Source organism: Bradyrhizobium sp. CB2312 (assembly GCF_029714425.1).
GTDB lineage: Bacteria > Pseudomonadota > Alphaproteobacteria > Rhizobiales > Xanthobacteraceae > Bradyrhizobium.
The window spans coordinates 7,599,007-7,612,185 of sequence record NZ_CP121668.1; the positions used below are offsets into that span (position 1 = coordinate 7,599,007).

Below are 13,179 nucleotides of genomic sequence, written 5' to 3' on the forward strand. Positions count from 1 at the left end.
TGACCTTGTAGGGTGGGCAAAGGCGCAAAGCGCCGTGCCCACGAATCCTTCTCCGTAGATACAGAACGTGGGCACGCTTCGCTTTGCCCACCCTACGGAGTCTTGAACGCGGCCACAGCCGGGACTACATTCGCCCGATCAGCCCCGTCCCGACGGGTGGCCCCCATGCGACGACAGTCCGAGACTTTGCTGCTGGTGCCGCTGCTGCCGATCTTCCTGCTCGGCATGTTTCCGATGTTCCTGATCGCACTGCTCGGCTTCTTCGGCCTCGCGCTGTTCGGCGTGCTCGTGGTCTGCGTCGGGCTCGCCAGCAGCAACGAGGCGCACGACAATTTCAATCACGACGTCATCGTGCACGGCTATGCCCGCGGATCCGAGCGCGCGGCGCGCGCCTCCGACATGCATCTCGCCGCCAAGCTCGGACTGCGCCTGGAGGCGGTCGGCGCGGCGATGGTCGTTACGGCGGCGATCGGGCTTTGTTACGCCGGCTGATCTGCGTGGCGCGCACATACCGCCCGCCAACTCGCCGCTTGCGCGTCCGGCCCCGGGTTTGGCAAGAGAGGACGCCACGCGTTCGCTCTCGGCAACACACTGGGGAGATGCTCAATGCTCAAATTCTATTTCAACGGATCGCCGAACCCGACCAAGGTCGCGCTCTTCCTCGAGGAGTCCGGACTGCCGTTCGAGCCTGTCGCGGTCGACACCCGCAAGGGCGAGCAGTTCTCGCCGGACTATCTGAAGATCAACCCGAACGGCAAGGTGCCGGCGATCGACGACAATGGCACGATCGTGTTCGATTCCAACGCCATCCTGCTCTATCTCGCCGAGAAGACCGGCAAGTTCCTGCCCGCCAATCGCGCCGAATTGCTGTCATGGCTGATGTTCGTGGCGACCGGCGTCGGCCCGTATTCGGGTCAGGCGGTGCACTTCAAGCATTTCGCGCCGAAGGACCAGAACCACGACTACGCCCATAACCGCTACCAATACGAGACCGACCGCCACTACACGATCCTCGACGGTCACCTCAAAGGCCGCAGCTACATGGTCGGCGATGCCTATTCGATCGTCGACATGGCGCTGTGGGGCTGGGCGCGGATGGTGCCGTTCAAGCTCGGCGACGGCGCCTTTGCGCGCTACCCGAACGTGAAGCGGCTCGTCGACGAGATCTCGGCCCGTCCCGCCGCGGCACGCGCGATCGCGCTGAAGGACAAGTTCACCTTCAAGGCCGAGATGGACGACGAGGCGCGTCGCAACATGTTCAGGCACATGACGACCAAGGTCGCCTGATCGCACGACACAGCTCTTCGAGGCCACGCGCTTGCGCGTGGCCTTTTGCTTCTAAGGTTCAGGCGGCGTGGACCGAGCTCAGGAACTTGGCGACTTCCTGCTTCAGCCGGTTGCTGTCTGAAGACAGCGAGCGTGCCGCCGACAGCACCTGCGATGAGGCCGAGCCGGTCTCGGATGCCCCTCGCTGCACGTCGCCGATATTGGTCGAGACGCGCTGGGTGCCGTGAGCCGCCTGCTGGACGTTGCGGGAAATCTCCTGCGTCGCCGCGCCCTGCTCTTCCACGGCGGCCGCGACCGTCGAGGAAATCTCCGACAGCCGCTCGATGGTGCCGCTGATCTCCCTGATCGAGCCGACCGATTCCTCGGTGGCAGCCTGGATGCCGGAGACCTGCTGGGCGATCTCACCGGTTGCCTTCGCGGTCTGCTCGGCGAGTGCCTTGACCTCGGAGGCGACCACGGCAAAGCCGCGACCGGCCTCGCCCGCGCGCGCCGCCTCGATCGTGGCATTGAGCGCGAGGAGATTGGTCTGGCCGGCGATGGTGCTGATCAACTCGACCACGTCGCCGATGCGGGCGGCGGCCTTGGACAGCTCGCCGACGCGCTCGTTGGTCTTGGTCGCCTGCCCCACCGCCTCGCTGGCGATGCGGGCGGATTCCTGCACTTGGCGGGCGATCTCGCTGACCGAGGAGGAGAGCTCTTCGGTAGCCGACGCGACGGCCTGAACATTGGCCGAGGCCTCCTGGGAGGCGCTGGCGACTTCCGTCGACAGGTCCTGGGCGCGCGAGGCCGTCGTCGTCAGCGTGCCGGCCGAGGCTTCCAGCTCGTTCGATGCCGAGGACACGGTGTCGACGATCTCGCCGACCGCACGTTCGAACTGATTGGCCAGGTTTCTCATATCTTGCTTGCGGCTCTCGGCCTGCCGCGCCTCGACCTCGACCTGCTCGTGGCGCAGGCGCTCGGTCTCGACCATGCTCTCCTTGAACACCTGGATCGCCTTGGCCATGTCGCCGATCTCGTCGCTGTTACCACGGCCGGGGACCTCGACCTTGAGATCACCACTGGCGAGCAACCCCATCGCCCGGGTCATCGTGGTCAGCGGTCCGACGATGCTGCGCGCGATCAGGAAGGCGACGAGGCCGCCGAACAGGACCGCAAGGCCGCCGGCGACTTCCTGAATCCAGGTCGTGCTGGCAACGACGCCATCGGCGGCCGCGCGCGACTTCTGATAGTCCGCTTTCAGTCCGGTCTCCGCCACCTTGAGCTTGTCGACGCTTTCGGTGATCAGGGGCGCGATCTCGTTGCGGTAGATTTCATCGGCCTGGAGGATTGCGGCGGAGGTCGTCTCGAAGGCCGCCTTGTAGGTCGAAAGCGAGCTCTTGATCGGCCCGAACGCGGCCTTGACCTCGTCCGGCAGACCGGCCCCCTCCAGGGACTTGAGCGCTTGCTGCGCCCGATCGACATTGGTCCTGAAGGTCGCCGGCCCCTTTGCGTCCCGGACGGCGAGGAAGCGCCAGTTCGCGACACGAACCAGCAGGACCTTGGATTCAAGATCGGCGACGGGGGCGACCACGCTGGTATCGCCGGTTGCACGCGCGGCCTCGACCAGCTTGCCGGTGTTGGCGGTCAGTTCGTCGCCACCGGCGAGCAGAACGGCCTTGCCCTTGGTCGTCTCGTTGACGGCGGCGCCCATGCGCTCGCGCAGAGACTTCATCTTCTCGATGTCGGCGAGCAGGCCATTGTAGATCTTGAGCCGCTCCTCGGAGAGCGTCGACTTGGCCGCAGCCTTCAACAGCTCGACCGTCGCGGCCTCCCGCTCCGCAGCCTCCTTGAAGGCCGGCTCGTTGGCGTCATAGATGTAGCGGAGGTTGGCGCGCCGCAGCGCCTGGAGGTTGATCGAGATTTCCTGCACGCGCGCCGTGTTGTCCGACAGCGCGGACAGCCGCGTCATCTGGGCCTGAACGGCCCACAGATTCCAAACGGCGACCGCGGCCATCACCAGGCCAAGGACCACGAGAACCGAAAATCCGGCGTAGAGACGCCCCCGAATTCCTAAACGCAAGCTCGGCATCACTGTCCACCCATCAAGGAAGAAAAGAGAAGCAGCCGACGACCTTCTTACGATTGCAATGGCGATCCATTGCAACCACACCCCGGGAATCGTGCTGCACCGCCGCCGTACATTGCGGAACAATTGTTAATTGAGGCTGTATTTTACCGGCGTCGACTACGGAGAAGCCGACGAAGACATCGCTATCGTCTGTTCCGATGTACAAGAGTTGGGCACCGGTGGCGCACAGAATTGGTGGCCGGATCACGTAGTGCCTCGCTTCGGATCCACGCACACGCGCGTGGACCTTAGCTCTTGCGACGTCTGCTTTTTGATGTCCGCCCCGCTCAGGCGGCGTGGACCGAGCTCAGGAACTTGGCGACCTCCTGCTTCAGCCGGTTGCTGTCTGAAGACAGCGAGCGCGCCGCCGAGAGCACCTGCGAGGAGGCCGAGCCGGTCTCTGACGCGCCGCGCTGCACCTCGCCGATATTGGTCGAGACGCGCTGGGTGCCGTGCGCCGCCTGCTGGACGTTGCGGGAAATTTCGCGCGTCGCCGCGCCCTGCTGTTCCACGGCCGCCGCCACCGTCGAGGAGATTTCCGACAGCCGCTCGATGGTGCCGCTGATCTCCCTGATCGAGCCGACCGACTCTTCCGTGGCAGCCTGGATGCCGGAGACCTGCTGAGCGATCTCGTCGGTCGCCTTCGCGGTCTGCTGGGCGAGCGCCTTGACCTCGGAGGCGACCACGGCAAAACCTCGCCCGGCATCGCCGGCGCGCGCCGCCTCGATCGTGGCGTTGAGCGCAAGGAGATTGGTCTGGCCGGCGATGGTGGTGATCAGCTCGACCACGTCGCCGATGCGGGCGGCGGCCTTGGAGAGCTCGCCGACGCGCGCATTGGTCCGGCTCGCCTGGCCGACGGCTTCGGTGGCGATGCGGGCGGATTCCTGCACCTGGCGGGCGATCTCGCTCACCGAGGAGGACAGCTCTTCCGTCGCCGAGGCGACGGCCTGCACGTTGGCCGTGGCCTCCTGCGAGGCGGAGGCCACTTCAGTCGACCGGTCCTGGGCGCGCGAGGCGGTCGCGGTGAGCGTGCCGGCCGAGGCTTCCAGCTCGCTCGATGCCGACGACACGGTGTCCACGATCTCGCCGACCGCCTGCTCGAACTGATCGGCGAGCCGGACCATGTCTTTCTTGCGGCTCTCGGCCTGCCGCGCCTCGACAGCGACCTGCTCGGCGCGAAGGCGCTCGGTTTCGACCATGTTGTCCTTGAACACCTGGATCGCCTTGGCCATGTCGCCGATCTCATCGGCGTTGCCGCGACCGGGAATCTCGACCTCGAGATTGCCGCCGGCCAGCAGCCCCATCGCCCGGGTCATCGAGGTCAGGGGACCGACGAGGCTGCGGGCGGTCAGGAAGGCGACGATCAGGCCGAACAGGATGGCGATGCCGCCCGCAGTCTCCTGCACGGTCGTCGTGCCGCTGATGACGGCTTCGGTCTGGTCGCGGGATTCCTTGTAATCCTTCTTCAGGGTGGTTTCCGCGGCCCTGAGCTTGCCGATGCTGTCGACGATGAGCGGCGCGAGGTTCTTGTGATAGATCTCGTCGGCCTGGAGCATCGCCGCCGACGTGGTCTCGAACGCGGATTTGTAGATTCCGAGCGAGGTCTTCACCGGAGCGAGCGTGGTGCGGAGCTCGCTCGCCTGCGGGCTCTTTTCGAGCGCCGAAAGCCGCTGCATCGCCCGGTCCACATTGGTCCTGAAGTTGGCCGGCCCCTTGGTGTCGCGCAGGGCCAGGAAACGCCAATTTGCGATCTGCACCACGAGCAGCCTGGATTCGAGATCCGCGACCAGCGCCGCGGTGTCCTCGTCGACGGCCGCACGGGCCATGTCGACCAGCTTGCCCGTCTTGACGGTCAGCTCGTCGCCGCTCGGGAGCAGCGTCGCCTTGCCCGTCCGCGCCTCGTTGACGGCGTCGCCGAGATTGTCACGCAGGCTTCGCATCTTGGCGATGTCGGCGATCAGATCGCTGTAGAGCTTCCGCCGCTCCTCGGAGCCCGTCCCCTTCGCGCCGACCTGCAACAGCTCAGTCGCCGCGGTCTCCCGCTCGGCGGCCTCCTTCATCGCGGATTCATTGGCATCGTAGATGTAGCGCAGATTGGCCCGCTGGATCGCCTGGAGATGGGTCGAGATCTCCAGCACCCGCGCCGTGCTGTCCGAGAACGCCGAGGCCTTCGCGACCTGCTCCTGCACCGACCGCAAGTTCCAGATGGCAACCACCGCCATCACGAGACCAACCGCCACCAGGGCCATGAAGCCTGCGTACAGGCGTCCCCTGATCCGCAAACGAAACTTCGGCATTCCCACTGTCCACCCGGATGCATGTGAATTCGAGCGGACCGAACGAATCCGGCAATCGTCACGGCCACCCTGGCAGCCGCACGTCGCGCTTGAGGCGACTCACGCTGCACTGCGACACAATGGGGGACACTCGTTAATTGAACCTTCCAATATTTCGCGCAAACCTGCGGCGAAGCGCGCAACGCCTGCTGATTTTGTAGCCAGCTATGCATGAATCGGCGCGCTCACCATCACGGGTCGCGAAGATGAAGGGCGCGCCGATGTCCGCTCTGTCATTTTACTTTCGCCGAACGGGCTTCTCCAACTCGTACGCAATCTCCGACCGGGTCATGCCGCAGTCCTGAAGCTCCCGTTCGGTCATGGCAGCGAGCTGGTACCGGGCCCGGGAACGCTCCCGCCGAACCCGCATGATGTCCACCAGCATCCGCCATGCGCGCACGACAATCGACGACTGTGGCGGATGAGACCGGCCGGCGGACGCGACGCGGCTCAGTCCGGTCAGCTCGCGGCCCTCACACCCGTCTGCGGAAAAGGACCCAGCGCCTTCTCGGTCAGGACGGAGTCGCAGTATTCTCGGATCTCCCTGATCTTGCCCTCCTCGAACTGAAACACGAGACAATAGTCGTTGTCGTAGCGCACGCCCTCGGGCGTGACGTTGTCGCCCTTGGCTTCCACCACGACGACGTCGCCATCGGCGATGAAGCGGTGCGCCACAGTGCGCGTGCGGTCGCGCAGGCGGGTGCGCACATAGCCGTGCAGATCGTTGAGGATCGCCTCCTTGCCGGTGAAGGTGCGCGACCAGGAATACTGGCCGGTCACGACCCATCTGGCATCGTCGGCAAGGCTTGCGGTGAACAGGGCGCGATCGCGCACGGCCGGATCGGGGTTGGCGGCGGCGGCGAAAATATCCTGCATCAGTTTCTTGTTGGCGCTCGCGCTCATGGCGGCATCTCCTTTGGTAAGAACCACGGAGATCATCGTTCGCCGATCGAAATTCTTCAAATCGATAGCAGATATGATATCTATTCACCTCATGAATTTGAATTCCCTTGACCTCAATCTCCTGACCGCGCTCGACGCGCTGCTGCGCGAGGCCAATGTCAGCCGCGCCGCGATGAGGATGGGCCTGTCGCAGCCGGCGGCGAGCCACGCACTGCAGCGCCTGCGCGACATCTTCGGCGATCCGCTGCTGGTGCGGACCGGCGCGCGGATGGAGCTGACGCCGCGGGCGCAAACGCTCCGCGCGCCACTGGCGCAGGCGCTCGACCAGGTCCGCGGGCTGTTCCTGCCTGAGGACTTCGATGCTGCGCGCAGCGAGCGGCAATTCCGCCTGATGATGCCGGATCTTGCGGTCGAGCTGTTGATGCCGCCTTTGATGGAGAAGGTGACGCGCCTTGCGCCCAACGTCCGCATCGACGTCGTGCCGTGGCGGGGGCCGGCGATCTTCCACGCCGAATTCGCCCGCACCATTGACCTCGTGATCTCGATCGGCAACGCCTTCAAAGGATTTCACCGCCAGCTGCTCTACACCGACAGCGATGCCCTGGCGGTGCGGCGCGGCCATCCCGTCGGCACCAAGCTGAAGCGGCGCGAGACGTTCCTAGCCGCGCGCCATGTCGGCGTGATCATCCGCGGCAATGCCGAGGATCTCATCGACACCTGGCTGCACGGCAAAGGCATCGAGCGGCATATCTCGCTGGTGGTGTCGGGCTATCTCGAAGCGCTGCACGTCGCCGCGCGAACCGACCTCGTCGCCTTCGTGCCGCGCCGGCTGATCGCGGCGCTGTCGAATCAACTCGGCCTCGTCACGGTGACGCCGCCGCTCGATCCCGGCATCGACGAGCAGTTCATGTTCTATCCGACGCGGGCGCAGATGGACCCGGGCTCGATCTGGCTGCGGCGGCTGATGCTGGAGACGGGACGGGAGCTGGAGCAAGCCAAGCGCAAACTGCCGTAGGGTGGGATGCTCTCTCAACACACTCGGCGTCGTCCCGGACAAGCGCAGCGAAGCGGAGCGCTGATCCGGGACCCATAACCACAGGATGTGGTTTGGCGAAGACTCGTGGTTGTCAGCTCGGGCCGAAACTTCTCCCTGTGGTTATGGGTCCCGGGTCTGCGCTTCGCTTGCCCGGGACGACAGGGGAATATGCGGCCGCGCAGTGCTCCTACGCCTTCTGCGCGTCCATCACCTTGCGGATCGCCGGGCGATCGGACATGCGCTTGAAATGATCGGCGATCTTCGGCGTCGCGTTGATGTCGACGCTGTCGCCTTCGAGCCAGTGCGAGAGCGTATGGAGGTAGGGATCGCAGATCGTGAACTGATCGCCCATCACCCACGGGCCTTTGAACATCTTCTGCTCGATGAGCTTGAAGCAAGCGGCCATGGTCTTCGGCACCATCGCCTTCATGTCCGCAAGCGAGGTCTCCTGCGTCGCCCAGCGCGCGCCACGCATCTTGTGGGCGTGGTTGATATGCACGGTCGAGCAAAGATAGGAGTCGAACGACTGCACTTGCGCGAAGTCGAAGGGATCGTCGAGCGGCGCGAGCTTTGCCTTGGGGAAGGTTTGCGCGATATAGGCCAGCATCGCCGGCGTCTCGGTGAGGACGCCGCGATCGGTCACCAGCGCAGGCACGCGGCCCTTCGGATTGATCGCGAGATAGTCCGGGCTGTTCTGCTGGTTGTCCTTGAAGCTCAGCCGTTCAGCCGTGTAGTCGGCGCCGGCCTCCTCCAGGGTCATATAGGTGGCGAGCGCGCAGGTGCCGGTGGCGTAGTAGAGCTTGAGCATGTCGGACCTCATGGGAAAATTGGAAATTAGCCGCTGCCGGAGCCCAGGTCCATAGCAAGACATCCTCTTCGCAGTTGCCCACCGCGGCCCGCCTGTGCCAAGACGCCGATGATCGGAGGGGCTTTCTCATGACCGTACTCATCGCCGGTGGCGGCATCGGCGGGCTGACGCTGGCGCTCAGCCTGCATCAAATCGGCGTTCCCGTAAAAGTGTTCGAGAGCGTCGCGGAACTGAAGCCGCTCGGCGTCGGCATCAACGTGCTGCCGCATGCGGTCCGCGAGCTGATCGAGCTCGGGCTGCTGGACAAGCTGGACGCCAGCGGCGTGCGGACCCGCGAGCTCGCCTATTTCTCCAAGCACGGCAAGCCGATCTGGAGCGAGCCGCGCGGGCTGGAAGCCGGCTACAAATGGCCGCAATTCTCGATCCACCGCGGCACCCTCCAGCAAATCCTGCTCGACACCGCGGTCGAGCGGCTCGGCCGCGAGAACATCCTGACCAGCCATCACCTGACGGGCTGGAGCGAAACGGCGAACGGCGTGCGCGCCGACTTCATCGACCGGGCGACCGGCAAGGCTGCCGGCAGTTACGATGGCGCGATCATGATCGCCGCCGACGGCATCCATTCCGCCGTGCGAGAAAAGCTCTATCCGAAAGAAGGTCCGCCGATCTGGAACGGCCGCATCCTCTGGCGCGGCGTCACGCCGGCAAAGGCCTTCCTCACCGGCCGCACCATGATCATGGCCGGCCACGAGATCCTGAAATTCGTCTGCTATCCCATTTCGAAAGAGCCGGACGTATCAGGCAACCACCTGATCAACTGGGTCGCCGAGCGTCACATGCCGCCGACCTATCAATGGCGACGCGAGGACTATAACCGTGCTGCGCGGCTCGAAGAATTCCTGCCCTGGTTCGAGAGCTGGACATTCGACTGGCTCGACGTGCCCGGCCTCATCAGGAACTGCCCGCACGCCTACGAATATCCCCTGGTGGACCGCGATCCGGTGTCGCAATGGACCTTCGGCAAGGTCACGCTGATGGGCGATGCCGCACACCCGATGTATCCGATCGGCTCGAACGGCGCCTCGCAGGCGATCCTCGACGCCCGCGTCATCACCCGCGAGATCCTGGCCCACGGCCCGACACAGGCCGCGCTGCTCGCCTATGAGGCCGAGCGCAGACCCGCAACCACCGACCTCGTCCTGCTCAACCGCAAGAACGGCCCCGAGCAGGTGATGCAGCTGGTCGAGGAGCGCGCGCCCGACGGTTACAAGGTGGTCACCGACGTGCTGTCGCAAAAGGAGCTGGAAGACATCGCCGCCAACTACAAGCGCGTCGCGGGATTCCAGGTCGAGGCGTTGAACGCGAAGCCGCCGATCGTGAGCAAGGACGCAAGGGCAAGGGCGTGATGTGCTCGCTCAAAGCGAGATGCGCATGAATGTGCCCTCGCCCCTTGTGGGAGAGGGCAACGACGCTCGTAGACGCAGGCTCACTTGGGTGAGGGGTCTGTCCCCGCACACTCATCTCGCTGTTAGAATTCGCGGAGACAACCCCTCATCCGGCGCTTCGCGCCACCTTCTCCCACAAGGGGAAAAGGGAAGTGGAGCGCGCGGCTGGACTATTTGCCCACCACCCTCGCCGCCTCCAACAACCTCTCGCTTGCGCTCGCCGTCGCCAGCACCGTGCCATCCTCCGCCATCAGCTTCGCCTCGACGAACGCAATGGTCTTGCCGAGCTGCGTCACCTTGGCTTCGCCGATGATCGGTCCGGGCTTTGCCGGCGCCAAAAAGCTCACGGTCATGCTGATGGTCGTCGTGTAGAGCCGCCCCTCACTCATCACCAGCACCGCGGGCCCCATGGTGTCGTCGAGCATGGCCGAGAGCATGCCGCCCTGGATGAAACCGGCCGGATTGCAGAATTCCGGCTTGCCGTCGAAGGCGAGCTTGATCCAGCCCTCCTCGGGCTTTGCGTCGAGCAGGCGCCAGCCGAGCAGCTTCGCGCAGGGTGGCCTTGGAAAGTCGTCGAGCGCGGTCTTGACCATGCGGCTCCTCCGTTGCTTACCGACAGATAAGCTAGCCCTGCTGACACCATGGTGGCAGCAGGACAATCGGCTAGAGATCCAGCGCGTGCGCGATCACCTTGCGCATGACATTGGGCAGCGCCTCGCCGGCAAGGGTTGCGATCGGCACCCAGCGCATGCCCTCGGGCGCGCGCGTGCGCGCCTCCGCCTTTGCCGTGTAGACCACCAGCTCCAACGGAAAATGCGTGAAGACGTGGGTAACGACGCCCACCTTGCGCTGCCAGCGCGACAGCCCCTTCAATTCCGGCGCCTGCTGCTTCGCCGTCGCATCCTCTTGCTCTGCGAGCCAGTCCGACCCCGGCACTTCGGTCATGCCGCCGAGCAGGCCCTTTTCGGGCCTCGAGCGGACCAGCAGCTCGTCGCCGCGCGTGACGACAAAGGCCGCGCCACGCCGCAACGTCCCGCTCTTCTTCGGCGCCTTGCGCGGAAACGTTTCTTGCGTTCCCTGCGCACGCGCCGTGCAGTCCTCAGTGAACGGACACAGCGAGCAGGCCGGCTTCTTCGGCGTGCAGATCGAGGCGCCCAGATCCATCAGCGCCTGCGCACTGTCGCCGGCGCGCGTGTCGGCAAGCAACGTCGCCGCCAATTGCTGGATCAGCGGCTTGGCTTGCGGGAGCTCTTCTTCAACCGCAAAGAGCCGCGACACCACACGCTCGATATTGCCGTCGACCGGCATGGTGCGGCGGTCGAACGCGATCGCTGCGATCGCGGCCGCGGTGTAGGGCCCAATGCCCGGCAGTGTCCGCAGCCCCTCCTCCGTGTCCGGAAACACACCACCGTGCTCGCGCGTCACCGCGACCGCGCAGGCGTAGAGATTTCGTGCGCGCGAATAATAGCCGAGCCCGGCCCACATCCGCAGCACGTCGTCCTGCGAGGCGCTCCCCAGCGCCGCGACGTCAGGCCAGCGCGCGACGAACTTTTCGAAGTAAGGCCCGACCGCCTTCACGGTGGTCTGCTGCAGCATGATCTCCGACAGCCAGACGCGGTAAGGGTCCGACGCCTCGCCGGGCGCGGCGCGCCAGGGCAGCCGGCGGCGGTGGCGATCGTACCATTGGAGCAGCGCGAGTGGGCGCGATGTGGTCTCCGGCAGGGAAGGTTCCGGCTTCGGCTTGCGGACGGATCTGGAGCTCATGCATCACTGTAGCGGCAAATGCACCGGCCTCTCTACGTCATGCCCGCGCTCGTCGCGGGCATCCACGTCTTTCTTCTAGGGAAGAACGTGGATGGCCGGACATAGGCGAGCGGAAGCGACGCCGTCCTCCGGACGGCTATGCCCGGCCATGACGAGCCGCGGGCCTGTGGTCCACCCGCCGAAGTGCTATAAAGCGCCCATGTCCAAATCCGGCCCCATCTTCAAGCCCGGTCCCATCAGCGCAAAGCCGCTGTCGATCCTGCTCAACGACGTCTTTGCCGAGGCCTATGCCAAGCAGGGCTTTGCGGCGCGCGAGCTGGTGACGCGGTGGGCACAGATAGCGGGGCCGGAGATCGCGGCGCATGCCGAGCCGCTCAAGATGCAATGGCCGCGGCCGGTCGAGGGCCAGCCGCAGGAGCCGGCCACGCTGGTGCTGCGGGTCGAGGGGCCGATGGCGCTGGAGATCCAGCACTCCGCCGACGTCATCCTGGAGCGGGTCAACCGCTTCTTCGGCTGGAGCGCGGTCGGCAAGCTGGCCTTCCGCCAGGCCCCCCTGTCGCGGCCCCGCGTCCGGAAGCGCCCGGGTCCGCCGGACCCCAAGAGCGTCGCCAAGGTGGCGGAGAGCCTGGGGGCCATCGAAGATGAAGATTTGAAGACGGCGCTGGCGCGGCTCGGGGCCGCCATCAAGCGAAATTGAGCCTCATTTTGCGGCCAATCTGGACCTGTCCGTGTCCCTCGCCATTGCCTCAAACGACGTTTCAAGCTAGCGACAGGCCGCCCAACGGGAACTTTGAAAGGACCTTGGGGCAGACCATCCAATTCGGGAGCCGACCTTGATCATCACCCGCCGCGCCTTCACCACGATGCTGTCGCTGACCGGGCTTGCCGCGGTCGCCGGGCTCTCGCCGCTGCGGTTTATCAGCGAGGCTATGGCGCAGTCGGCCGCTGATGTGGCGAAGCCGGTGTCGCTGCCCGACATGGCGCTCGGCCCGAAGGACGCCCCCGTCACCATCACCGAATTCGCCTCGATGACATGCCCGCATTGCGCGGCCTTCAACGAGCAGGTGTTCCCCAAGATCAAGTCGGAATACATCGACACCGGCAAGATCCGCTACATCTTCCGCGAGTTCCCGCTCGACATCAAAGCCGCCGCCGGCTCGATGCTGTCGCGCTGCATCGCCAATGGCGACGCGACGAAATACTTCGCGGTCACCGACATGCTGTTCCGCCAGCAGAGCGACTGGGTGATGAAGAACACCACCGAGACCCTGACGCGGATCGGCAAGCAGGCCGGCCTCACCCAGCAGCAGGTCGAAGCCTGCCTGAAGGACCAGGCGCTGCTCGACAAGATCGCCGCCGACCAGAAATATGCCAGCGACATCTTGAAGGTGGATTCGACGCCGACCTTCTTCATCAATGGCGAGAAGATCAAGGGCGAGGCCTCGTTCGAGGAGTTCGCCAAGAAGATCAACCCGCTGCTCAAGAGCTGATTC

The 13,179-nt window shown here is 65.2% G+C and carries 13 protein-coding genes; 6 read left to right on the forward strand and 7 right to left on the reverse strand.

All coding sequences use genetic code 11. The features are described 5' to 3' along the window. Window positions 1–165 precede the first annotated feature (165 nt). A complete protein-coding gene (locus QA642_RS36905) occupies window positions 166–492 on the forward strand; it encodes a hypothetical protein (RefSeq protein ID WP_283081288.1) in 327 nt (108 codons plus the stop codon). A 114-nt stretch (window positions 493–606) separates the two neighbouring features. Next, window positions 607–1,287 carry a glutathione S-transferase family protein gene (locus QA642_RS36910; protein WP_283081289.1) on the forward strand — a complete coding sequence of 227 codons (681 nt, stop codon included), beginning with the start codon at window positions 607–609 and terminating at the stop codon, window positions 1,285–1,287. 58 nt (window positions 1,288–1,345) lie between these two features. Here QA642_RS36910 and QA642_RS36915 read toward each other — a convergent pair whose 3' ends face one another. The 4 genes from QA642_RS36915 to QA642_RS36930 form a co-directional block, all read right to left on the reverse strand. Continuing rightward, a complete protein-coding gene (locus QA642_RS36915) occupies window positions 1,346–3,355 on the reverse strand; it encodes a methyl-accepting chemotaxis protein (RefSeq protein ID WP_283081290.1) in 2,010 nt (669 codons plus the stop codon). 326 nt (window positions 3,356–3,681) lie between these two features. Then, on the reverse strand, window positions 3,682–5,691 hold the full coding sequence (locus QA642_RS36920) for a methyl-accepting chemotaxis protein (RefSeq protein WP_283081291.1): 2,010 nt from the start codon (window positions 5,689–5,691) through the stop codon (window positions 3,682–3,684). A gap of 277 nt (window positions 5,692–5,968) precedes the next feature. Then, window positions 5,969–6,115, reverse strand: coding sequence for a DUF1127 domain-containing protein (locus QA642_RS36925; protein ID WP_349253805.1), 147 nt, complete (start codon window positions 6,113–6,115; stop codon window positions 5,969–5,971). A 74-nt stretch (window positions 6,116–6,189) separates the two neighbouring features. Then, window positions 6,190–6,633 (reverse strand): nuclear transport factor 2 family protein, encoded by a 444-nt coding sequence (locus QA642_RS36930; RefSeq protein WP_283081292.1) that lies wholly within the window; start codon window positions 6,631–6,633, stop codon window positions 6,190–6,192. A 91-nt stretch (window positions 6,634–6,724) separates the two neighbouring features. On the opposite strand from QA642_RS36930, the gene QA642_RS36935 reads away from it, so the two are divergent. Continuing rightward, on the forward strand, window positions 6,725–7,648 hold the full coding sequence (locus QA642_RS36935; protein WP_283081293.1) for a LysR family transcriptional regulator: 924 nt from the start codon (window positions 6,725–6,727) through the stop codon (window positions 7,646–7,648). Between the two features lie 208 nt (window positions 7,649–7,856). On the opposite strand, the gene QA642_RS36940 is transcribed toward QA642_RS36935, so the two are convergent. Further along, entirely contained in the window at window positions 7,857–8,477 is a 621-nt protein-coding gene (locus QA642_RS36940) for a glutathione S-transferase family protein (protein WP_283081294.1), read from the reverse strand. Between the two features lie 128 nt (window positions 8,478–8,605). On the opposite strand from QA642_RS36940, the gene QA642_RS36945 reads away from it, so the two are divergent. Beyond that, window positions 8,606–9,883, forward strand: coding sequence for a flavin-dependent oxidoreductase (locus QA642_RS36945; protein WP_283081295.1), 1,278 nt, complete (start codon window positions 8,606–8,608; stop codon window positions 9,881–9,883). 209 nt (window positions 9,884–10,092) lie between these two features. Here QA642_RS36945 and QA642_RS36950 read toward each other — a convergent pair whose 3' ends face one another. Both QA642_RS36950 and mutY read right to left on the reverse strand, forming a co-directional pair. Beyond that, entirely contained in the window at window positions 10,093–10,515 is a 423-nt protein-coding gene (locus tag QA642_RS36950; RefSeq protein ID WP_283081296.1) for a PaaI family thioesterase, read from the reverse strand. A gap of 70 nt (window positions 10,516–10,585) precedes the next feature. Then, window positions 10,586–11,686 carry an A/G-specific adenine glycosylase gene (gene mutY, locus QA642_RS36955; protein ID WP_283081297.1) on the reverse strand — a complete coding sequence of 367 codons (1,101 nt, stop codon included), beginning with the start codon at window positions 11,684–11,686 and terminating at the stop codon, window positions 10,586–10,588. A gap of 199 nt (window positions 11,687–11,885) precedes the next feature. Between mutY and QA642_RS36960 the strand changes: the two genes are divergently transcribed. Further along, window positions 11,886–12,383, forward strand: coding sequence for a DciA family protein (locus QA642_RS36960; protein ID WP_283081298.1), 498 nt, complete (start codon window positions 11,886–11,888; stop codon window positions 12,381–12,383). A gap of 136 nt (window positions 12,384–12,519) precedes the next feature. Next, complete coding sequence (locus QA642_RS36965; protein ID WP_283081299.1) at window positions 12,520–13,176, forward strand: DsbA family protein; 657 nt, start codon at window positions 12,520–12,522, stop codon at window positions 13,174–13,176. The last annotated feature ends 3 nt before the right edge of the window (window positions 13,177–13,179 follow it).

Bases quoted from the DNA above. Each gene is read 5' to 3' on its own strand.
- QA642_RS36905 (WP_283081288.1), top strand. From the start codon at position 166: ATGCGACGACAGTCCGAGACTTTGCTGCTGGTGCCGCTGCTGCCGATC.
- QA642_RS36910 (WP_283081289.1), top strand. From the start codon at position 607: ATGCTCAAATTCTATTTCAACGGATCGCCGAACCCGACCAAGGTCGCG.
- QA642_RS36915 (WP_283081290.1), bottom strand. From the start codon at position 3,355: ATGCCGAGCTTGCGTTTAGGAATTCGGGGGCGTCTCTACGCCGGATTT.
- QA642_RS36920 (WP_283081291.1), bottom strand. From the start codon at position 5,691: ATGCCGAAGTTTCGTTTGCGGATCAGGGGACGCCTGTACGCAGGCTTC.
- QA642_RS36925 (WP_349253805.1), bottom strand. From the start codon at position 6,115: ATGCTGGTGGACATCATGCGGGTTCGGCGGGAGCGTTCCCGGGCCCGG.
- QA642_RS36930 (WP_283081292.1), bottom strand. From the start codon at position 6,633: ATGAGCGCGAGCGCCAACAAGAAACTGATGCAGGATATTTTCGCCGCC.
- QA642_RS36935 (WP_283081293.1), top strand. From the start codon at position 6,725: ATGAATTTGAATTCCCTTGACCTCAATCTCCTGACCGCGCTCGACGCG.
- QA642_RS36940 (WP_283081294.1), bottom strand. From the start codon at position 8,477: ATGCTCAAGCTCTACTACGCCACCGGCACCTGCGCGCTCGCCACCTAT.
- QA642_RS36945 (WP_283081295.1), top strand. From the start codon at position 8,606: ATGACCGTACTCATCGCCGGTGGCGGCATCGGCGGGCTGACGCTGGCG.
- QA642_RS36950 (WP_283081296.1), bottom strand. From the start codon at position 10,515: ATGGTCAAGACCGCGCTCGACGACTTTCCAAGGCCACCCTGCGCGAAG.
- mutY (WP_283081297.1), bottom strand. From the start codon at position 11,686: ATGAGCTCCAGATCCGTCCGCAAGCCGAAGCCGGAACCTTCCCTGCCG.
- QA642_RS36960 (WP_283081298.1), top strand. From the start codon at position 11,886: ATGTCCAAATCCGGCCCCATCTTCAAGCCCGGTCCCATCAGCGCAAAG.